The organism is Micromonospora ferruginea, assembly GCF_013694245.2.
Classification (GTDB): Bacteria; Actinomycetota; Actinomycetes; order Mycobacteriales; family Micromonosporaceae; genus Micromonospora; species Micromonospora robiginosa.
Genome location: NZ_CP059322.2, coordinates 310005 through 328822 on the forward strand (window position 1 = coordinate 310005; position 18818 = coordinate 328822).

The 18818-nt window shown below is 76.2% G+C and carries 16 protein-coding genes; 7 read left to right on the top strand and 9 right to left on the bottom strand.

Features of this window, described 5'->3' with window-relative positions; genetic code table 11:
* The first annotated feature begins 23 nt into the window (after window positions 1-23).
* Both H1D33_RS01585 and H1D33_RS01590 read left to right on the top strand, forming a co-directional pair.
* Window positions 24-1172 carry a sensor histidine kinase gene (locus H1D33_RS01585; RefSeq protein WP_181569758.1) on the top strand — a complete coding sequence of 383 codons (1149 nt, stop codon included), beginning with the start codon at window positions 24-26 and terminating at the stop codon, window positions 1170-1172.
* Window positions 1169-1789, top strand: coding sequence for a response regulator transcription factor (locus tag H1D33_RS01590; protein WP_181569757.1), 621 nt, complete (start codon window positions 1169-1171; stop codon window positions 1787-1789). The genes H1D33_RS01585 and H1D33_RS01590 overlap by 4 nt, the downstream gene beginning before the upstream one ends.
* 150 nt (window positions 1790-1939) lie before the next feature.
* On the opposite strand, the gene H1D33_RS01595 is transcribed toward H1D33_RS01590, so the two are convergent.
* Together H1D33_RS01595 and H1D33_RS01600 are read right to left on the bottom strand one after the other, a co-directional pair.
* On the bottom strand, window positions 1940-2827 hold the full coding sequence (locus tag H1D33_RS01595; protein ID WP_307755335.1) for a L,D-transpeptidase: 888 nt from the start codon (window positions 2825-2827) through the stop codon (window positions 1940-1942).
* A gap of 66 nt (window positions 2828-2893) precedes the next feature.
* A complete protein-coding gene (locus tag H1D33_RS01600) occupies window positions 2894-4339 on the bottom strand; it encodes an alpha-amylase (RefSeq protein ID WP_181569756.1) in 1446 nt (481 codons plus the stop codon).
* A gap of 297 nt (window positions 4340-4636) precedes the next feature.
* On the opposite strand from H1D33_RS01600, the gene H1D33_RS01605 reads away from it, so the two are divergent.
* From H1D33_RS01605 to H1D33_RS01620, 4 genes are read left to right on the top strand one after another with little or no spacing between them, the layout of a single operon-like run.
* Window positions 4637-6343: a ferric reductase-like transmembrane domain-containing protein gene (locus H1D33_RS01605; protein WP_181569755.1), complete on the top strand. Its 1707-nt coding sequence runs from the start codon at window positions 4637-4639 to the stop codon at window positions 6341-6343.
* Window positions 6340-7806: an NADH-quinone oxidoreductase subunit NuoF family protein gene (locus H1D33_RS01610; RefSeq protein WP_181569754.1), complete on the top strand. Its 1467-nt coding sequence runs from the start codon at window positions 6340-6342 to the stop codon at window positions 7804-7806. Before H1D33_RS01605 ends, H1D33_RS01610 begins: the two co-directional genes overlap by 4 nt.
* A gap of 26 nt (window positions 7807-7832) precedes the next feature.
* A complete protein-coding gene (locus tag H1D33_RS01615; RefSeq protein WP_181569753.1) occupies window positions 7833-8432 on the top strand; it encodes a TlpA family protein disulfide reductase in 600 nt (199 codons plus the stop codon).
* On the top strand, window positions 8429-9352 hold the full coding sequence (locus H1D33_RS01620; RefSeq protein WP_181569752.1) for a cytochrome c biogenesis CcdA family protein: 924 nt from the start codon (window positions 8429-8431) through the stop codon (window positions 9350-9352). The genes H1D33_RS01615 and H1D33_RS01620 overlap by 4 nt, the downstream gene beginning before the upstream one ends.
* Here the strand turns inward: H1D33_RS01620 and serS are convergent.
* The 5 genes from serS to H1D33_RS01645 all read right to left on the bottom strand — a co-directional run bounded on the left by serS (window position 9336) and on the right by H1D33_RS01645 (window position 14701).
* Entirely contained in the window at window positions 9336-10622 is a 1287-nt protein-coding gene (serS, locus tag H1D33_RS01625; RefSeq protein WP_181569751.1) for a serine--tRNA ligase, read from the bottom strand. The two genes, H1D33_RS01620 and serS, sit on opposite strands and share 17 nt — an antisense overlap.
* A gap of 47 nt (window positions 10623-10669) precedes the next feature.
* Window positions 10670-11800 carry a DNA polymerase III subunit beta family protein gene (locus H1D33_RS01630; RefSeq protein WP_181569750.1) on the bottom strand — a complete coding sequence of 377 codons (1131 nt, stop codon included), beginning with the start codon at window positions 11798-11800 and terminating at the stop codon, window positions 10670-10672.
* Window positions 11801-11890: 90 nt separating this feature from the next.
* Complete coding sequence (locus H1D33_RS01635) at window positions 11891-13066, bottom strand: saccharopine dehydrogenase family protein (protein WP_181569749.1); 1176 nt, start codon at window positions 13064-13066, stop codon at window positions 11891-11893.
* Between the two features lie 88 nt (window positions 13067-13154).
* Window positions 13155-14291, bottom strand: coding sequence for an alcohol dehydrogenase catalytic domain-containing protein (locus H1D33_RS01640; RefSeq protein WP_181569748.1), 1137 nt, complete (start codon window positions 14289-14291; stop codon window positions 13155-13157).
* Window positions 14288-14701: a hypothetical protein gene (locus tag H1D33_RS01645; RefSeq protein WP_181569747.1), complete on the bottom strand. Its 414-nt coding sequence runs from the start codon at window positions 14699-14701 to the stop codon at window positions 14288-14290. The genes H1D33_RS01640 and H1D33_RS01645 overlap by 4 nt, the downstream gene beginning before the upstream one ends.
* A 165-nt stretch (window positions 14702-14866) precedes the next feature.
* Here H1D33_RS01645 and H1D33_RS01650 point away from each other — a divergent pair, with 165 nt between their 5' ends.
* Entirely contained in the window at window positions 14867-17701 is a 2835-nt protein-coding gene (locus H1D33_RS01650) for a helix-turn-helix transcriptional regulator (RefSeq protein ID WP_181569746.1), read from the top strand.
* Between the two features lie 10 nt (window positions 17702-17711).
* On the opposite strand, the gene H1D33_RS01655 is transcribed toward H1D33_RS01650, so the two are convergent.
* Both H1D33_RS01655 and H1D33_RS01660 read right to left on the bottom strand, forming a co-directional pair.
* A complete protein-coding gene (locus H1D33_RS01655; protein WP_181569745.1) occupies window positions 17712-18263 on the bottom strand; it encodes a DsbA family protein in 552 nt (183 codons plus the stop codon).
* Window positions 18260-18757 (bottom strand): redoxin domain-containing protein, encoded by a 498-nt coding sequence (locus H1D33_RS01660; protein WP_181569744.1) that lies wholly within the window; start codon window positions 18755-18757, stop codon window positions 18260-18262. Before H1D33_RS01660 ends, H1D33_RS01655 begins: the two co-directional genes overlap by 4 nt.
* Between the last annotated feature and the right edge of the window lie 61 nt (window positions 18758-18818).

Here is an 18818-nt window from a genome sequence, read left to right on the forward strand (position 1 = left end):
CGGCGGGCACTAGCGTGGTGGGCGTGACGTCGCCGACCGCCCCGGCCCGGCCGGTGAACCGCCGCCACTGGCGGTTCACCGGCTGGCTGCTGGCGGCGGTCTGGCTCTTCTTCCTCAACATCCCGTTCGTCACCGCGCTGCACCAGCCGGAGCTGTGGCGGCGGCTGCTCGGGCTCGGCTCGGTGCTCACGTTCGCCGTGGCGTACGTGCTGATCTTCGAGTGGGGCCGCTCCCGCCGGCAACGGCACGTCCCGATCCCGGTCGGCCGGGCCCGGGCGCTGATCGCGCTGCTGCTCGTGCTCGGCCTGGCCGGCATCCCGGGCACCGGCGGCGACTGGCTGACCACGCTGGTCTTCGTGGCCGCCGCCGCGGTGTTCCTGCTGCCGTCGGTGGAATCCCTGGTCGTGGTGGTGCTGGCCGCGGCGACCCCGCCGGTGACCTCGCACCTCGTGCCCGGCTGGGAGTCGGAGAGCACGGTGGTCTTCGCCGTGCTGCTCGCCTCGTTCGCCATGTTCGGGGTGAGCCGGCTGGCCCAGCGCAACGGCGAACTGCAGGCCGCCCAGCAGGAGATCCACCGGCTCGCGGTGGCCGAGGAACGCGCCCGCACCGCCCGGGACCTCCACGACATCCTCGGGCACTCGCTCACCGTGGTGGCGGTCAAGGCCGAACTGGCCGGCCGGTTGCTGGAGCTGGACCCGGCCCGGGCCGCCGTCGAGATCGCCGACGTGGAACGGCTGGCCCGGGAGGCGCTGGCCGACGTGCGGGGCACCGTCGGGGCGTACCGCGGGGTGGACCTGGCCTCCGAACTGGCCGGCGCCCGGTCGGCGCTGGCCGCCGCGGGCGTCGCCGCGGAACTGCCGGAGACGGTGCCGGAGCTGCCGACGGACCGGGACGAGCTGTTCGGCTGGGCGGTCCGCGAGGGGGTCACCAACGTGGTGCGGCACAGCGGCGCGCGGCGCTGCGTGATCCGGGTGGACGCGGCGGCGGTGGAGGTCCGCGACGACGGCCGGGGGCCGGCCGGTGAGCCGGCGGGTGCCGGGCACGGGCTGGTCGGGCTGCGCGAGCGGGCCGACCGGTTGGATGCCACCGTGACGGTGGGCCGGGCGCCCGGCGGGCGCGGTTTCCTGCTCCGGGTCACGATGCCCGACACGAACGGGAGGGCCCGCGGGTGACCGATCCGATCCGACTGCTGCTCGCCGACGACCAGGCGCTGGTCCGGGGCGCGCTGGCCGCGCTGCTGTCGCTGGAGCCGGACCTCACCGTGGTGGCGGAGGTGAGCCGGGGCGACGAGGTGGTGCCGGCGGCGCTGCGCGCCCACCCCGACGTGGCGCTGCTCGACGTGGAGATGCCGGGGATGGACGGGGTGGCGGCGGCGGCGGCGCTGCGCGCCGCGCTGCCCGACTGCCGGGTGCTGGTGGTGACCACGTTCGGCCGGCCCGGCTACCTGCGTCGGGCGATGGAGGCGGGCGCGAACGGCTTCGTGGTCAAGGACACCCCGGCCCGCCAGCTCGCCGACGCGGTCCGCCGGGCGCACGCCGGCCTGCGGGTGGTCGACCCGACGCTGGCCGCGGAGACGCTGGCCACCGGGGCGAGCCCGCTCACCGAGCGGGAGACCGAGGTGCTGCGTACGGCGCGGGGCGGCGGCACGGTGGCCGAACTGGCGGCGACGCTGCACCTGTCCGAGGGCACGGTCCGCAACCACCTGTCGTCGGCGATCGGCAAGACCGGCGCCCGCAACCGCGCCGACGCCGTCCGCCTGGCCGAGACCAACGGTTGGCTGCTGGGGTGAAAGGCGGGGGCCCCGGTTAACGCATTCGGTAGAGGCGGGGGCCCCGCTTAACCGGCGCCTGTTAAGCGGGGGCCCCGCCTAACGTGGGCGGGGCGGGGCGGGGCGGGGCGGGCGGGGGCGGGGCGGGCGGGGGCGGGGTGGGCGGGGGAGTCAGGGGAGACGGTCGACGACGACGAGGCCGGTGCCGGGGGCCAGGGCGGCGAGGAGCTGGCGCTGGGCGCTGCGGGTCAACCGGATGCAGCCGTTGGTGACGTTCTCGCCCAGCGTGTCGTCGTTGTGCCAGGTGTGCAGTCCGATGTGGGCGCCGCGCAGGCCGGTCGGCACCGCGTCCGGGTCGTCGGGGATCGCGCCGAGCGCGAAGATGTCCACCCCGCCGTAGACGTCCTGCGGGGGCGGGGTGCGGCCGAGGACGAACGTGCGGCCGAGCGGGGTGAGCTGGCCGGACATGCCGAGGCTGACCGGCCAGGTGTGCACCGCCCGACCGTCGCGCAGCCAGGTGAGCCGGTGGGTGCGCCGTTCCACCACGATCTGGTCGCGCAGCACGACCGTGGTCCAGCCGCCGGCGGGCAGCCAGGCGACGGTGCGGTTGGCCGAGGGGAGCAGCACCGAGGTCCAGCCGGCGCGGCGCTCGACGATCGGCACGGTCAGCCGGACGTCGCTGATGGTCGGGGCGAGGAACGCCAGCGGCCGGCCGCCGGGCGCGTCGTACGCGGCGACCTTGCCGTTGGGCCGCGCGCCCTCGCTCAGTGGCCGGGTGTCGGCCGGGGCCGGGTCGGCGGGGAAGCCGCGCGGCGCCGGGTCGTACGTGATGACCGGCAGGTCGGCGGGGGCGGGCGCGGCGGGCGGGACGGACTCGGCCGTCGACGGGGTCGGCGACGGCGGCCCGGTGGTGGCCGGCGCGACGGCGACCGGGTTGGCCGCCGGGGCGCCGGTCAGCGCGTGGCCGACCAGCAGCGCGGTGGCCAGCAGCAGCGGTACGCCGAGCGCGGCGAACAGCCAGCCGGGTATCCGCCGCCCGGTGATCTGGTCGAAAGGCACGAAATCGACTCTAACCGGAGATGACGCCCCCGTGCCGAAAACAGCCGGCACGGGGGGCGGGTGAGGTCAGCTCACCTTCGCTCCGACGTGGATGGCGATCCCGTCGTGCGCGTTGACGGTCCCGGCGAACCAGCCCGACGAGTCCACGGTGACCACCGGGCCGCTGCACGAGCCGTTGCTGAACGTACCGTGGATGACGTCGCAGTAGCGACCGGCCGGCAGGCCGGTGTAGTAGGACCGGCCGCTCACCGCGAAGTCCTCGTCGTTGAGCGTCAGGTAGCCCTTGCCGGCCCGGCTGAACGCGATGTGCTGGTAGCCGTTGTCGTACCAGTTGGCGACCGCCGCGCCCTCGGTGGCGTTGCGGAAGCCGACCATGTTGGCGATCACTGGCCAGCGGTGCTCGCACTCCCAGCCGGAGTAGCAGGTGGTGTTGGTGATCCGGTTGCTGCCGTCCGACGGCGGGCCCTGGTCCTTGCCGCTGAACGTGAAGCTCGACATCACCGCCGGGGTGCCGTAGGGCCAGGCCAGCATGAACGCGTTGGCCAGGGCGTACTCGCCGCGGTCGCGGTAGGTGAGCACGCCGCCGTCGCGCTGGGTGTCGTGGTTGTCGGTGAAGACCACCGCCGATCCGCTCGGCAGGTAGCCCCAGGACTCGCCGAAGTTCTTCAGGTACGCGAGCCGCTCGTTGTTGAACATCCGGGCCAGGTCCTTGCCGTACCGGAACTCGTGCACGTCGCCGTTGCCGGTGTACTCGGTCGGCTGGACCGGCTCACCCGCGCCGTAGATGACCTCCTGCACCAGGTAGGCCGGGCGGGACAGCTTGGCCTTGATCGCCGCGATGTCGGCGGCCGGCATGTGCTTGCTGCCGTCCAGCCGGAACCCGTCCACGCCGAGCGAGAGCAGGTCGTTGAGGTACGTGGCGAGCCGGGTGCGGACGTAGTCCGACTCGGTCTTCAGGTCGGCGAGGTTGACCAGCTCGCAGTTCTGCACCTCGTACCGGTCGTTGTAGTTGGCGATGTCGTTGTTGCCGTTGCGGCCGCAGTAGTGGAAGTCCGCCGAGGAGTAGGTGCCCGGGTAGTTGTAGTGCCCGTACGACGTGCCGGCCCAGCCGGTTCCGCCGTTCTCCTGGCCGGACATGTGGTTGACCACGGCGTCGACGATCACCTTGACGCCGGCGTTGTGGCAGGTGTTCACCATGGACTGGAACTGGGCGCGGGTGCCCTTGCGGGACTCGATCCGGTAGCTGACCGGCTGGTAGGACACCCACCACGGGCTGCTGTTGACGTGCTCCTGCGGTGGGGACACCTGGACGTAGCCGTAGCCCTTGGGGCCGAGCGTGCTGGTGCACTCGCTTGCCACCGAGGTCCAGTTCCATTCGAAGAGCTGGACGATGACCTTCTTGCCGCCGGCGGGGGCGGCGGCGGCCGGGGGAGCCGCCACTGTGGTCGGGACGAGCAGGCTCGCGGCCACGCCCAGGGCGAGCGCCGCGACGCGGCTTCGGCGTCGATGCATCAGGACTCCTCGGGGGTACGGGGGTACGGGGGAGTGGAGCCTGGGGAGGGCGTTGGTGCCGGCTTCTTGCAGCCGGCCTTGAAATTTTCCGCAAGGTTACGAGCATGTTGCAAGAAATGTCAACGCATGGGCATCCGTCGTTGCGTGCCGTGCTACACGCGCGTCCGGTCGGGACGGTTCGAGGATCCGGTCGAGAAATTCGCCACCGGAGGTGATCCGTCCGGGCCGCCGCTCCGTACCTGAGGTGGGAGCAGGGTCGGCCGGTGGGGGCGCCGCCGCGAGACGATCGAGGAGCAGATGGCCCGGGCACAGCAGAACGAGAAGGCGACGGCCGTCCGGACCACCACCACCAGTCGTGGTGTCCGGACCATGTCGAAGTCCGCGATGGTGGCACTCGTCGCCTCCGTGCTCGGCCTCGCGTGGGCGGGCGTGGAGCTGGCCGGCGCCGGCGGCGCCATGTACTCGTACGGTTTCTTCTTCACCGAGTTCTTCGCCGGGGTGGTCACCCTGGTCTCGCTCAGCCTCACCGTGATGCTGGGGCTGCTCGCCACCGACCGGCTGGTGCTGCTCATCCGGCACCGGGTGCTGCTCCAGTCGGCACACCGCGCCACCGGCGTGCTCGGCGTGGCCGGGCTGGTCTTCCACGTCATCACCAAGATCGCGATCGGCCGGGCCGGCCCGACCGACGCGGTGGTGCCGTTCGTCGGCGGCAACGGCCTCTACGTCGGGCTGGGCACCGTCGCCGCGCTGCTGATGGTCGGCGTGCTCTGGACCGGCCTGATCCGGGTCCGGTTCGCCGGCGTCGGCCCGAAGTGGTTCTGGCGCGCGCTGCACTCGATGGCGTACGTGTCCTGGCCGTTCGCGCTGTTCCACGGCCTGAACGCCGGCCGGGCGGCGAAGGGCTGGGTGGTGCTCAGCTACCTCGCCTGCGTGCTGCTCGTGCTGGTGGCCCTGCTGGTGCGCCTCTCCGTCCACCTCGGCAAGCGCAGCCGTGAGCAGCACCAGGCCGCCGCGCTGAACAAGGCGATGGCCGGCAAGGGTGAGGAGCGCACCGGCGTGTTCGCGGCGCTGAAGAGCAAGAAGGCCGCCGGCAAGGAGGAGAGCGGCGCCGGCACGGGCCGCTGGGCCGAGGCCACCGCGACCTGGACCGCGCCGGCCGGCACCGCCCGGCGGCGCGACCCCGAGCGGTTCGCCGTACCGGTGGTGCCGGAGCCCGGGTCGCTGCGCGAGCCGGTCCGCGCGGCCGCCGCCCGGCGGCGCGCCGAGGAGCCCGCCGAGCCGACCCGCCGCGCCCGGACGACCGAGGTTCCCGCCGAGCGGCCCACCCGCCGCCGGGACACCGCCGCCCGGGTCCGCGACGACGAGCGCGAGCCGCGCCGGAGCCGGGACGCCGAGCGGGTGCCCGCGGTCCGGCGGAACACCGAGGAGATGGAGACGGTCGGCGAACGGTCCCGTCGCCGCCGGGGCACCGAGGAGCGGGTGAGCCGCCGGTCCCGGGTCGAGGAGGAGGTCGCCGCGCAGTACTCCGCGCCGCCGGAGAGCGGTGGCCGGCACTCCGCCCCGCCGGACACCGGTGGCCGCCACTCCGCCCCGCCGGACAACGGCCGGTACGCCACCCCGGCCGAGGTGGCCCGCTACTCGGCCCCGCCGCGCCCGACCGACGAGGCGGAGGAGCCGTGGGACAGCCCGCGTCGCTGGGCCGGCGAGCCGGTCTCGGCGGATCCGATCTCCGCCGGACCGGTCTCGGCCGAGCCGCGCAGCGGGACCGGCCGGCGCTACCGCGACGAGGAGGACGTGCCGGAGGAGCCGGACTACTGGCGCCCGCCGGCCCGCTACGCCGCCGACGACGACGCGTTCGTCGACGACACCCCGACGCTCGTCGACCTCGCCTCCCGCCGGGCCATGCGCGCCACCAAGGAGACCCGCTCCGGCCGGCGCAAGAAGGCCGACGCGGACGCGGTCGACGGGGCCTACTGGGCCGGGCTGCGGGGTGAGGCACGGTGACGCGGACGACCGTCCCGCCGGTGGCCTGCGTCGGCGAGCCCCGCCTGACCGCCGGGTTCGCCGAGTTCGGCCGGCTCGACCTGCTCGCCCACGAGGAGGTGCACGGCCCGATCGGCCCGATGGAGCCGGCCGCGCTGCTGCGGCTCGCCGAGGCGATCGACCTCAAGGGCAAGGGCGGCGCGGGCTTCCCGTTCGCCCGCAAGCTGCGCGCGGTGCTGGAGTCCTGCGAGCGGCAGGACCTCGCCGCCGTGGTGGTGGTCAACGCCACCGAGGGGGAGCCGGCGAGCTGGAAGGACAAGGTGCTGCTCACCCGGGCCCCGCACCTCATCCTGGACGGCGCCGCGCTGGCCGCGTTCGCGTTGGATGCCGAGGAGATCGTGATCGGGGTGGCCGACGACGACGTGGGCCGGCCCTCGCTGACCGAGGCGTTGCAGGAACGGCGGATGCCGGTGCCGACGACCATCGTCACCGTGCCGCACCGGTTCATCTCCGGTGAGGGCGGCGCGCTGGTCAACGGCATCAACGGCCTGCCGCACATCCCGCCCGGCACCAAGAAGCGCTCCAGCGACTCCGGCGTCAGCGGGCTGCCCACCCTGCTCTCCAACGCCGAGACGTACGCGCAGCTCGCCGTCGCCGCCCGGATCGGCCCGTACGAGTACGCGGCGCTCGGCACCGACGACGAGCCGGGCACCGTGCTGCTCACCGTCACCGGGTCGGCGAAGCGGCCGGCCGTGGTGGAGTGCGCCGCCGGCACCCCGCTGCGCGAGATCCTCGACCTGTGCGAGGTGCCGCCCGGACCGGGCATCCTGATGGGCGGCTACCACGGCAAGTGGATCACCGCCGAGGCGGCGGCGCGGGCGGAGGTGTCCCGTCGGGGGCTCACCGCGGTGGGCGGCACCCTCGGCGCCGGCATCATCGTGCCGCTCGGCGCCGACACCTGCCCGCTCGGCGAGACCGCCCAGGTGGTCCGCTACCTGGCCGGCGAGTCCGCCGGGCAGTGCGGCCCGTGCAAGATGGGCCTGCCCGACCTGGCCCGCTCCGTCGACCTCGCGGTCTCCGGCAGCGCGCCGATCGAGCTGGTCCGGGCGGCGGCCGGCGACGTCAAGGGGCGCGGCGCGTGCAGCCACCCCGACGGCACCGCCCGGTTCGCGCTGTCCGCCATGGAGGTGTTCGCCGAGGACCTGCGGCTGCACGCCACCGGGGAGGGCTGCGGCAAGCGGGTCAAGGGCGTGATGGGGCTGCCCGGCGCGCCCGACGGCAACCCGCAGAAACTCACCCTGGACTGGTCCCGCTGCGACGGCCACGGGCTCTGCGCGCACGTGGTGCCGGACTTCATCCGGCTCGACGGCAACGGCTACCCCGCCTTCCCGCCCACCCCGGTGCCGACCTGGCTGCGCGAGGGCGCGCTCAAGGCGGTCAAGGTCTGTCCCGAACTCGCGTTGCGGCTGGTCAAGTCCGAGTAGCCGACCGACCACCCCAGGAGGCGCCGATGCCACCCCGTAACGTCCGGCACGCCGGCGCCGCCGTCGTGCTGGCCGCCGCCATCGCCGCCACGGGCGCCTGCGCGGTCGGCCCGGAACGGGCCGCGCCCGCCGGCGCGGTGGCCGCGGCGCCCACCGCGACCGCCACCGCGTCGCCGGCCACGCCGAGCACGTCGGCCGCGCCGCCGGCGCCGGCCACGGTGCCGAAGACGCTGTCGTTCGCCGGGAAGACCCTCGACGGTACGGCGTTCTCCGCCGCCGCCCTGGCCGGGCGGCCGGTCGTGCTCTGGTTCTGGGCGCCCTGGTGCGCCACCTGCGCCAGCCAGGCGTGGACCGTCGCCGAGATCGCCCCGAAGTACCGGGACACCGTGCCGATCGTGGGCGTCGCCGGGCTGGGCGAGCAGAAGGCGATGAAGGAGTTCGTCACCGAGTTCGACCTGGCCGGCACGCCGCAGCTCGACGACCGGGCCGGTGCGGTGTGGCGCCGGTTCAAGGTGGCCGAGCAGAGCACGTTCGTCGTCCTCGACCGGGACGGAAAGGTCGTCCACCAGGGCTTCCTGGACGGCGAGTCGCTCACCCGGCAGGTCGAGACGCTGGCCCGGGGATGACCGGCGCGCTGCTGCTCGCGCTGACCGCCGGCATGCTCGGCGCGGTCAACCCGTGCGGGTTCGCGATGCTGCCCGCGTACCTGTCGTTGCTGGTGGCCGGCCCCGGCGACGGGCGCGGCGCGGTCCGCCGGGCGCTCACCGCGACGGCCGGGCTGACCCTCGGGTACGTGCTGGTCTTCGGCGCGTTCGGGCTGGCCGTCGCGCCGGCCGCCGACTGGCTGCGCCCCCGGCTGCCGTGGCTGACCGTGACCCTCGGCGTGCTGCTGGCGCTGGCCGGCGTCTGGCTGCTCGCCGGCCGGCGGCTGCCCACGCCGCGCCCGTTCGCCACCGCGCCCCGGCTCACCCGCACCTGGCCGTCCATGGCGCTGTTCGGCGCGGCGTACGCGCTCACGTCGCTGACCTGCGCGATCGCGCCGTTCCTGGCGATCGTGGTGACCAGCCTGCGGGCCGGTTCGCCGCTGCGCGGGCTGGCGCTGTTCGGCGCGTACGCCCTGGGGATGGCGCTGGTGGTGGGCGTGGCCGCGCTCGCCGTGGCGCTGCTGCGCGGCCGGGTGGTGGCGCGGCTGCGCGGCGCCGGCGCGTGGGTGCCCCGCCTGAGCGGCCTGGTGCTGCTGGTCGCCGGCGGCTACGTCGCCTGGTACGGCTGGTACGAGGTGCGGCTGGCCCTGGGTCGCCACGACGCGTTCGGTGACCCGGTGGTGGTGGCCGCCGCCGCCGTCCAGCAGGCGTTGGTGCGCGCGCTGGACGCGGCCGGCCCGGCGCTGCTCGCCGCGCTCGCGCTCGCGCTCGCGCTGCTCGCGGTGTGTGTAAGGAGGGGCCCCCGCTTAACGCATCCGGTAGAGGCGGGGGCCCCGCTTAACAGCGAGGCCCCCGTGAGCAGCGTGGTCCCCACGCCTGCGGTGGTCAGCGACCGGCAGTGAGGCGGTCGGTGCCGAGCTTGTCGCGCAGCACCTCCGGGACCACGACCGAGCCGTCGGGCTGCTGGCACTGCTCCAGGATGGCCGGGAACAGCCGGCTGGTGGCCAGCGCCGAACCGTTGAGGGTGTGCACGAACCGGGTCTGCTTACCGCCCGGCTCGCGATAGCGGATGGCCGCCCGGCGGGCCTGGTAGTCGCCGGCCCAGGAGACCGACGACACCTCCTTGTACTTGCCGGTGCTCGGCATCCACACCTCGATGTCCAACGTCTTCTTCATCGAGGCGCTGGCGTCGCCGGCGGCGAGCAGGCTGGTCTGGAAGTGCAGGCCCAACTGGTCGACCAGGCCCTCGACATGACCCACCATCGCCGCCAGCGCGGCGTCGGCCTGCTCCGGCAGCGTGAACTGGAAGATCTCCACCTTGTTGAACTGGTGGCCGCGCACCGTCCCGCGCTCGTCGGAGTGCGAACCGGCCGCCTCCCGGCGGTAGCACGGGGTGTAGGCGAACGCCTTCAGCGGCAGCTTCGGTGTCTCCAGGATCTCGTCCTGGTAGGCGCCCAGGATCGCCGTCTCCGACGTGGGCAGCAGGAACTGGCCGCGCGGGGCGGACTGCTTGTCGAGGTGGTAGACGTCGTCGTAGAACTTCGGGAACTGGCCGGCGGCGAAGCCGGCGGTGTCCAGCAGCAGGTGCGGCGGGAGCAGGAACTCGTAGCCGGCCTGCACGTTCTGCTCGATCAGCCAGTTGACCAGCGCCCACTCCAGCCGGGCGCCCATCCCGGTGTACATCCAGAAGCCGGAGCCACCGAGCTTCACGCCCCGCTCGTGGTCGACCAGGCCGAGCGCGCGGCTCAGCTCCACGTGGTCGCGGACCTTCTCGATGGCCGGCGCCTCGCCGAACGTCCGCACCACCCGGTTGGCCTCCTTGCCCCCGGCGACCACGTCGTCGGCGGGCAGGTTGGGCAGCTCGCTCATCGCCGAGCGGAGCCGGGACTGCACCTCGTCGAGCTGGGACTCCAGCTCCGCGAGCTGCTTGCGCTCGGCCTCCGGCGCGGTCTGCTGCGGCGTGACGCCGGAGCGCTTCGCCTCCGCGTACGCGCGCGCCTCGGCCTTGCGGCGCTGCCGCTCGGCGTCGATCTCCGTGATCAGGGCGCGTCGCTCCTGGTCGAGCCGCTGGATGTCGTCCAGCGCCCGGGTGACCTCGGCGGGATCCAGACGCTTCGCCAGCGCGGTCGCCACCGCCTCGCGATCCTTCCGGATCAACTCCATGTCGAGCATGCTGCTCGTACGCCTCCGTCCAGGCAGTCAGGTAAGACCCCCAGATGCTACCGTCGCGGCCCCGCCGGCCCGGGCCGGCCCACGTTCTCCAGGCGCACCGGCATGAGGATGGAGAACGCGTGCGCGTCGTCGGCCCGGCGTACCGCCAGCGGCGTGATCGGCCCGTCCAGCTCCAGCACGAGCTGGCTGCCGCCGGCGTCCAGCGCGTCGAGCAGGTACTCCCGGTTCACCCCGACCCGCAACGCGCCGTCCGGGCCGTCGGCCGCGGCCGGGTCGACCAGCCGCAGCTCACCCCGGCCGTCCAGGCCGAGCGCGACCACCTCGTGCGCGACGCCGTCGTGCGCCAGGTGCCCCACCCGGACCCCGTCCGCGGTGAGCGCCGCGCGCAGCGCCGCGCCGTCCACCGGGATGCGGTACGCGGGCGCGTCGCCGACCCGCGCCCGCAGCAGCCGGCGGTAGTCCGGGAAGTCGTACGGCAACCCGGTCACGTCCAGGGTGCGACCGGCGACGGAGAACGTCACCCGGCCCGCCGCGACGACGGCGTCGATGGTGGGCGCGTCGGTGTCGAGCAGCGCGCGCAGCTCGTCCACCGCGTCCACCGGCAGCAGCGCGCTCACCGGCGGCCCGTCGACCGTGGCGTCGACCCGGGCCACCGCCATCCGGTGCCGGTCGGTGGCGACCAGCCGTACGCCGTCCGGCTCCACGGCCAGCAGCACGCCGGACAGCGCCGGCAGCTCCGGGTCGGCGCCGGCGGCGAAGCGTACGGCGGCCACGGCGGCGGCCAGGTCGGTGCGGGACAGCACGAGGCGGATGGTCACGGTGGGCTCCTCCGGGTCGATCAGGCGACGGATCCGGGAGAGTTCACGACGCGCGTCGGCGAGGCCGTCCTCCAGCCGGCGCAGGTGCGCGTCCAGCAGGTGGTGCACCTCGTCCGGCCGGTGCCGGCGCCGCAGCGCCTCGGCGATGCCGGCCAGCGGCATGCCGACCCGGCGCAGCCCGGCGACCAGGCGGGCCGGGGCGACCTGGTCGCCGGTGTACCAGCGGTAGCCGGTCACCGGGTCGACCCGGGCCGGCGTCAGCACCCCGGAGCGGTCGTAGAACCGCAGGGCGCTGATCGTCAACCCGCTGGCCCGGGCCAGCTCACCGATGCTGCGAAGCTCGCTCTCCACGGCCGTCATCCTGTGCCCTCCACCAGGTCGAGGGTCAACGCCCCGAGTTGTTAAGCGGGGGCCCCGCCTCTACCGAATGCGTTAAGAAGGGGCCCCTCCTTACGCTGTCAGGGTGCGGAAGGTGATGCCGGCGTGGACCAGGCGGTCCAGCAGCGCGTCGCCCATCGCGGCCACCGGGGTGAGCTGGCCGGCCGTCGCCGGCAGGTCGTCGAAGGCCAGGCAGAGCGCCGACTCGGCGAGCATCTTGGCGGTCTCGTCGTAGCCGGGGTCGCCGCCGGCCACCTCGGTCACCACCCGCCGGCCACCACCGGCGCCCACGAACCGCACCCGGAACCAGGACTTCGCCCGCTGCTCGGCGCTCGGCCCCTGCCCGGAGGAGAGCCGTCCGAGCAGCCAGCGCCGGGTCGGCGGCACCTTCACCAGCCCCACCACGGCGGCCAGGCCGACGCCGGAGACCAGCACGGTGGGCAGCCGCTTCATCGCGGCGAAGTGCCGGTAGCGGAAGTCCGGGCCGTACTCGGGGCGGGCCGCCGCCGACCGGCGGACGATCTGCGGGTCGATGGTGGGCAGCGGCGCCGCCCACTGGCCGAACTCGCGGACCCGCCCGACCCGGCCGGGCACCGCACGCACCCGCCGCCCCTCCGGTCGCGGCTCGACCGCCCGGCGGGCCCGCGCCGCCCGGCTCATCTCGCCGGTACGGGCGAACGCGGTCAGCGCCGAGTGGTAGGTGCCGGCGGAGAACCGGCCGCCGGCCCGCACGTAGCCGTCCACGGTGACCGGCCCGTCCGCCGGGAGCTGCTTGACCGTGTACCAGGCGCCCAGGTCGTGCGGGATCGAGTCGAACCCGCAGGCGTGCACCAGCCGGGCCCCGGTGCGCACCGCCTCGGCGTGGTGCCGCACGTACATCAGGTCGACGAACTCCGACTCCCCGGTGATGTCGACGTAGTCGGTGCCGGCGGCGGCGCACGCGGCCACCAGCGGCTCGCCGTGGTGCACGTACGGGCCGACGGTGGTGGCGACCACCCGGGCGCTCTCCGCCACCGCCCGCAGCGACGCCGGGTCGGTCACGTCGGCGGTGAGCAGGGGCAGCTCGGCCAGGCCGGGGTCGATCGCGGCCAGCCGGTCGCGTACCGCGGCGAGCTTGGCCGGGTTGCGGCCGGCGAGCGCCCAGCGCAGCCGGTCCGGCGCGTGCCGGGCCAGGTACTCGGCGGTGAGGCCGCCGGTGAAGCCGGTGGCGCCGAACAGGACGAGGTCGTACGCGCGCTCAGTGGGCATCCGCCGAGTGTGCCACCCGTGCTGTCCGGGCAGTGCGTTCACGGCCCTCGCTTCGCTCGGTGCGTTCGCCCATGCGTCCTGGCCGGGCTCACGGGGTGAACACCGCCCGGACGCAGCCGTCCGCCCGGTCGCGGAACAGCGCGTACCCGTCGGCGCCCCGGTCCAGCGGCAGCCGGTGGGTGGCGAGGTGCTCGGTGACCAGCTCACCCCGGGCCATCCGGTCCAGCAGCGCGGGGATGGCACCCGGTCCGGCCCGGCTGCCGCCGCGGACGGCCAGGCCCTTGTCGGTCACCGCGCCGAGCGGGAACCGGTCCACGAACTCCGCCCCGCCGCCGAGCACCACCACCGTGCCGCCCTTGCGGCAGGCGTGCACCGCCTCGCGCAGCGCCGTCCCGGCGTCCGGGCCGCCGCTCGGCCGGCGCGCCGGACCGGGTGGCGGCCCGGACGCGTCCAGGCACACGTCCGGTCCCCGGCCGCCGCTGCGCTCGCGCAGCTCGGCGAGGACGTCCACGGACCGCTGGTCGAGCGGTTCGGCGCCGGTGTGCCGGGCCGCCATCCGCAGCCGGTCGTCGTGCTCGTCCACCACGAGCACCCGGGCCGCCCCGCGGGCCACCGCCGCCGCGGCGGTGAGCTGGCCGACCGCGCCCGCGCCCCAGACCGCCACCACGTCGCCCGGGGCGACCCCGCCCACCTCCACCCCGTGCCACCCGGCCGGCGCGGCGTCGGCGGCGAAGACCGCCCGGTCGTCGTCCACCTCCGCCGGCACGGTGAACGCGCCCACGTCGGCGTACGGGACGCGGACGAACTCGGCGTGTCCGCCGGCGAAGCCGCCGAGGCGGGCCGGACGGCCGTAGCACCCGGCGGTGGGCTGCCCCCACGCCGGTTCCGCCGCCGGCCCGCTGGTCCCGTTGTCGCAGCAGGCCAGCAGCCCCTGCCGGCAGAACCAGCACGCCCCGCAGGCGACCGCCGCGCCGACCACCACCCGGTCGGCGACCCGGTGCCGGCGCACCTCCGGCCCGACCTCGACCACCTCGCCGAGGAACTCGTGCCCGAGCACCTCGCCGACGGCCGCCTCGGGCACCCGCCCGGCCAGCAGCGGCAGGTCACCACCGCTGGTCGCGCTGCGCCGCACCCGCACGATCATGTCGTGGTCGTTGCGCAGTTCCGGGTCGGGGACCTGGCGCACCGCCAGCGCGCCGGCGCCCTCCCAGCACAGCGCCCTCATCCCGCCGTCCCCGGGCGGTCCAGCGGCGCGCGGTCGGCCCGCAGCACCTCGCCGGTCTCCAGGAGCTGGCGGGTCTCCCGGAGCACCTGCCGCAGGAACCGGCCGGGGTCGTCGCCGACCAGGTGCGCGGCGAACCCGGGCAGCGTCGACGCCCCGCCCAGCGGGCGTACCGCCAGCTCGGTGCCGCGCCCGCCGGGGGCGGGGCGGGCCCAGACCTCCACCGCGCCGTCGAGCCGGCGCAGCGGCTCGGGCCACCGCCCGGCCGGGAGCACCTGCTCGGGCCGTCCGGTCACGGTCACCACCTGCCAGCGCGCCGGTCGCGGGTCGGTCCCGGCCCGTCGGCGGGTCAGGGCCCGCACGCCGCGGGCCGTCCGGGTGAGCGCGCCGACCAGCCGTCCTGTCCGAGCCACAGCGCCCTCCTGCGGATCGCGGGGTCACCGGGCGGCCGGCGGTGCGCGGCCGGCCGCCCGCGTGGTCCCAGCGTGGCGGTGGCCCGGGTGACGCCGGCTCGCCCCGAAGGGGTGAACCGGCGCGGTCCGGGTAACCGCCGGCAGCACCGACGGGGGGAGGGACGCATGCCGGAGGAGGCCGACCCGGTCCGGCTGGCCACCGTGCCGACCGGGGCCGCCGTGCCCACCGGGGCCGCCGTGCCGGCGGACGCGGGGAGGTCCCCGGACGCCGCCGTGCGGGACGACGGGACGCCGGCCCCGGACACCGTGGGCGCGCCGGCCGCCGCGTCGGGCGTACCGGCCGACGGCCCGCCGCTGCTCGCGTCCCGGCTGACGCCGCCCGCACCGCCGGAGCCGACGGTGCTCCGGCCCCGGCTGCTCGACCGGCTGGAGCGCGGCGTGGCCGGGCCGGTCACCCTGCTGCTCGCCCCGGCCGGCTGGGGCAAGACGACGGTCCTGTCCGGTTGGGCCCGCGCGGCGCGGCCCGGCCCGGCGCCGGTCTGGGTGACCGTGGCGGAGGGTGACACCACCGGCCGGCTCTGGGCCTACCTGGCCGAGGCGCTGCGCACCGCCGTCGCCGGGAACCCGGACGAGGGCCCGCCACCGCCGGTGCCGGGCGGCCCGCCCCGGCCCGAGCAGTTGGAGGCGCTCGCCGCCGCGCTCGCCACGCGCGAGCGTCCGGTGCTGCTGGTCCTGGACGACCTGCACCGGGTCACCGACCCGGCGGCGCTGGCCGGGCTGGAGTTCCTGCTCCGCCACGGCGACGGGCGGCTGCGGCTGGTGGCCGGCGCGCGGCGGGAACCGCCGCTGGCCCTGCACCGGTGGCGGCTGGCCGGCGAGCTGACCGTGCTCGGCCCGGACGAGCTGGCGTTCACCGCCGACGAGGTGGCCGACCTGCTGGTCGCGCACGGCGTGCCGGTGCCGGCCGACGCGGTGCCCCGGCTGGTCGAGCGGACCGCCGGATGGCCGGCCGGGCTGCGCTTCGCGGCGCTGGCGCTGGCCGCCGGCACCGACCCGGCGCGCGCCGTGGACCAGGTCGCCGGCGACCAGCCGGACGTCGCCGCGTACCTGCGGGACGAGGTGCTCGCGCCGCTGGACCCGGCGGCCCGCGACGTGCTGCGTCGCGGCGCGGTGGCGGTCGCGGTCTGCGCCGACCTGGCCGCCGCGCTGACCGGCCGCGCCGACGCCGGGCGCCTGCTGGCCGAGGCGGCCCGGGAGGGCGGGTTCGTCCAGCAGGACGGGGGCAGCCCGCCCTGGTACCGGCCGCACCCGCTGCTGGCCGATGTGCTCCGCGCCGAGCTGGGCCGGCTGCCCGCCGGCGAACTGCGCGAGCTGCACCGGCGGGCGGCCGCCTGGTTCGCCGGGCACGACCGGCCGGCCGAGGCGCTGCGGCACGCCCTGACCGCCGGCGAGTGGGACGACGCCACCGCGCTGCTGGTCACCCGCTGGCCGGAGCTGGCCCCGGACGAGCCGGCCCGGACCGCCGCGCCCGCGCCACCCGAGCCGCCCGCCGAGGCGGTGCGCCGGGACCCCGAGCTGGCGCTGGCCGAGGCCGCCGAGCGGGCGTACGCCGGGGACCCGGCCGCGGCGGACGGACCGCTGCGGCGGGCGGTCGCGCACGCGGCGGACCTGCCCGCGTCGCGTCGCGACCGGTTCCGCCGGCTGGCCACCGCGGTCGAGTTGAGCCTGGCCCGCCTGGGCGGGGACCACGATGAGGTACGCCGGGCGGCCGACCGGCTGCTCGCCACCGCCCCGGAGCACGGGCGGCGCGGCGGGACGGTGCCGGCGGGCGGCGGGGACGAGGACGACGTGCGGGCGGTGGCCGGGGCCGCGCTGGGGCTGGTCGCGCTCGCCGAGGGGGAGCTGTCGACGGCGGGGGAGCGGTTCGCCGACGCGCTCGCGGCGGCGCGCCGGGCCGGCCGGCCGCGCACCGAGCTGCTCTGCGCCAGCCGGTCGGCGGCGCTGGCGGCGGCCCGGGGCGCGCTGCGGGCGGCCGAGGAGCACGCCCGGGAGGCGCTGGCCATGCCGCCCTGCCGAGGCTGGTCGTCCCGGCTGGACTGCGGCTACGCGTACCTGGCGTTGGCGTTGGCGCACTGGCAGCGGGACCGGCCGGCGGAGGCCGCCGCCCACCTGGCGCTGGCCGGGCCGGCCGGCGGGGAGCCGGGCGGTGCCGCGCTGGTCGCGCTCTGTCGGGCCGGGCTGCTGGCCGACGGCGGCGACCCGGCGGCGGCGCTGCGCACGCTCGCCGCGGCGCGGGCCGTGGCACCCGGCCCGGAGCTGGGCGCGTGGCTCACCGCCGGCGAGGCGCAGCTCCGCGCCGCGGTCGGTGACGCGGCCGGTGGCCGGGCCCTGCTGGACGCGGTGGGCGGCGACCCGCCCGACCCGGCGGTGGCGCTGGCGTCGGCCCGGCTGTGGCGGGCCGCCGGCGACACCCGGGCGGCGGAACGGGCGCTGCCCGACTGGACCGGGCCGGACGCGCCGCGGTGGCCGCTGCCGGTACGGCTGGGCGCCGGCCTTCTGGACGCGGCGCTGGCCGGCGCGGCCGGGGACGGCCGGCGGGCCGGGCGGCTGCTGGAGGAGGCGCTGGCGCTGGCCGAGCCGGAGGGCTGCCGGCGCGTCTTCACCCGGGCCGAGCCGGGGCTGCGCGACCTGCTGGCGGCGCACCTGGACTCCGGCACGGCCTACTGGGCCACGGTCGACGACCTGCTCCGCGGCGTCGACGAGTCGACGGCCGGTGCCGCGCCGGACGGGGCGGCGCGGGCCCTGGACGAGCCGCTCACCGAGCGGGAGCTGACCATCCTGCGCTATCTCCAGAGCATCCTGTCCAACGTGGAGATCGCCGCCGAGCTGTCCCTGTCGGTCAACACCGTCAAGACGCACGTGCGCAACATCTACCGCAAGCTCGACGCCACCCGCCGGCGGGAGGCGGTCCGGCGGGCGCGCGAGCTGCGGCTGATCTGACCGCGCGTGGTCAGCCTCCGGCGGCGGCGTCCACCACGGCCAGCAGTTCGGCCAGGTCGTAGCCGCCGTCGTGGCGGGTGTCGTTGACGAACAGCGTCGGGGTGCCGTTGACCCCGCTGCGGATCCCGCCCACGAAGTCCTGCCGGACCCGGTCGGCGTGGGCCTGCCGGCCCACCTCGGCGTCGACCTCGTCGGGCGGCAGCCCGATCTGTTCCACGCCGAGCGACAGGTGCACCGGGTCGAGCTGGTCCTGGTGCTCGTAGAGCCAGTCGTGCATCTCCCAGAACCGGCCCCGCACGCCGGCGGCCTCCGCGGTCTCCGCCGCGCTCTCCGCGTACGGGTGGACGTTGGTGATCGGGAAGTGGCGGTACGCCAGCCGCACCACGTCGGCCCGCTGGCGCAGCACCTCGGCCAGGTTCGGGTAGGCGGCGCCGCAGAAGCGGCACTGGAAGTCGCCGTACTCGACGATGGTGACCGGGGCGTCGACCGGCCCGCGGACGTGGTCCCGGTCGGAGACCGGTATCCGCAGCCGGGCGGTGGTGACCTGCAACGGCGTCGTCATCGGGCGTCCACCCGCCGATCCGTGCCCAGTTGTTCCAGGGCGTCGAGGATGCCGTCCACGCCCGGGTTCACCTCGGGCGGGGACAGGTGGCTCCAGGCCACCCGGCCGTCCGGGTCGATCACCACCAGCGCCCGGTCCGACTGCCCGCGCGGCGCGTACGCGCCGTAGCGGCGGGACACCTCGCCCTTCGGCTCGAAGTCGGCGAGCAGCGGGAACCGGATGCCCCGGCTCTCGGCGAACGCCCGGTGCGAGTCGACGCTGTCCACCGAGATGCCCAGCAGCGTCGCGCCGTACCGCTCCAGCTCGGGCAGGGCGGCCTGGTAGAGGGCCATCTGGTCGCCGCAGACCGGGGTCCAGTCGGCGGGGTAGAAGGCCAGCACGACCGGGTGGCTCCGGAACTGCCCGGGGCCCACCTCCCGCCCGTCCGGCGACGCCGGCAGGGTGAATCCGGGCGCGGCCTGCCCGGCTGTGATCAGCCCGTTCGGATCACTCATGTGTCCCACCCTGGCTCGCGCCCGGGTGAGCCCGGTTCACCCGGGCCGGGTGGTTCCGGGA

Excerpts from the sequence above, each read along its gene's own strand:
- H1D33_RS01600 (WP_181569756.1), bottom strand. The coding sequence starts at position 4,339 with ATGCATCGACGCCGAAGCCGCGTCGCGGCGCTCGCCCTGGGCGTGGCC.
- H1D33_RS01605 (WP_181569755.1), top strand. The coding sequence starts at position 4,637 with ATGGCCCGGGCACAGCAGAACGAGAAGGCGACGGCCGTCCGGACCACC.
- H1D33_RS01615 (WP_181569753.1), top strand. The coding sequence starts at position 7,833 with ATGCCACCCCGTAACGTCCGGCACGCCGGCGCCGCCGTCGTGCTGGCC.
- H1D33_RS01620 (WP_181569752.1), top strand. The coding sequence starts at position 8,429 with ATGACCGGCGCGCTGCTGCTCGCGCTGACCGCCGGCATGCTCGGCGCG.
- serS (WP_181569751.1), bottom strand. The coding sequence starts at position 10,622 with ATGCTCGACATGGAGTTGATCCGGAAGGATCGCGAGGCGGTGGCGACC.
- H1D33_RS01630 (WP_181569750.1), bottom strand. The coding sequence starts at position 11,800 with ATGACGGCCGTGGAGAGCGAGCTTCGCAGCATCGGTGAGCTGGCCCGG.
- H1D33_RS01635 (WP_181569749.1), bottom strand. The coding sequence starts at position 13,066 with ATGCCCACTGAGCGCGCGTACGACCTCGTCCTGTTCGGCGCCACCGGC.
- H1D33_RS01640 (WP_181569748.1), bottom strand. The coding sequence starts at position 14,291 with ATGAGGGCGCTGTGCTGGGAGGGCGCCGGCGCGCTGGCGGTGCGCCAG.
- H1D33_RS01650 (WP_181569746.1), top strand. The coding sequence starts at position 14,867 with ATGCCGGAGGAGGCCGACCCGGTCCGGCTGGCCACCGTGCCGACCGGG.
- H1D33_RS01655 (WP_181569745.1), bottom strand. The coding sequence starts at position 18,263 with ATGACGACGCCGTTGCAGGTCACCACCGCCCGGCTGCGGATACCGGTC.
- H1D33_RS01660 (WP_181569744.1), bottom strand. The coding sequence starts at position 18,757 with ATGAGTGATCCGAACGGGCTGATCACAGCCGGGCAGGCCGCGCCCGGA.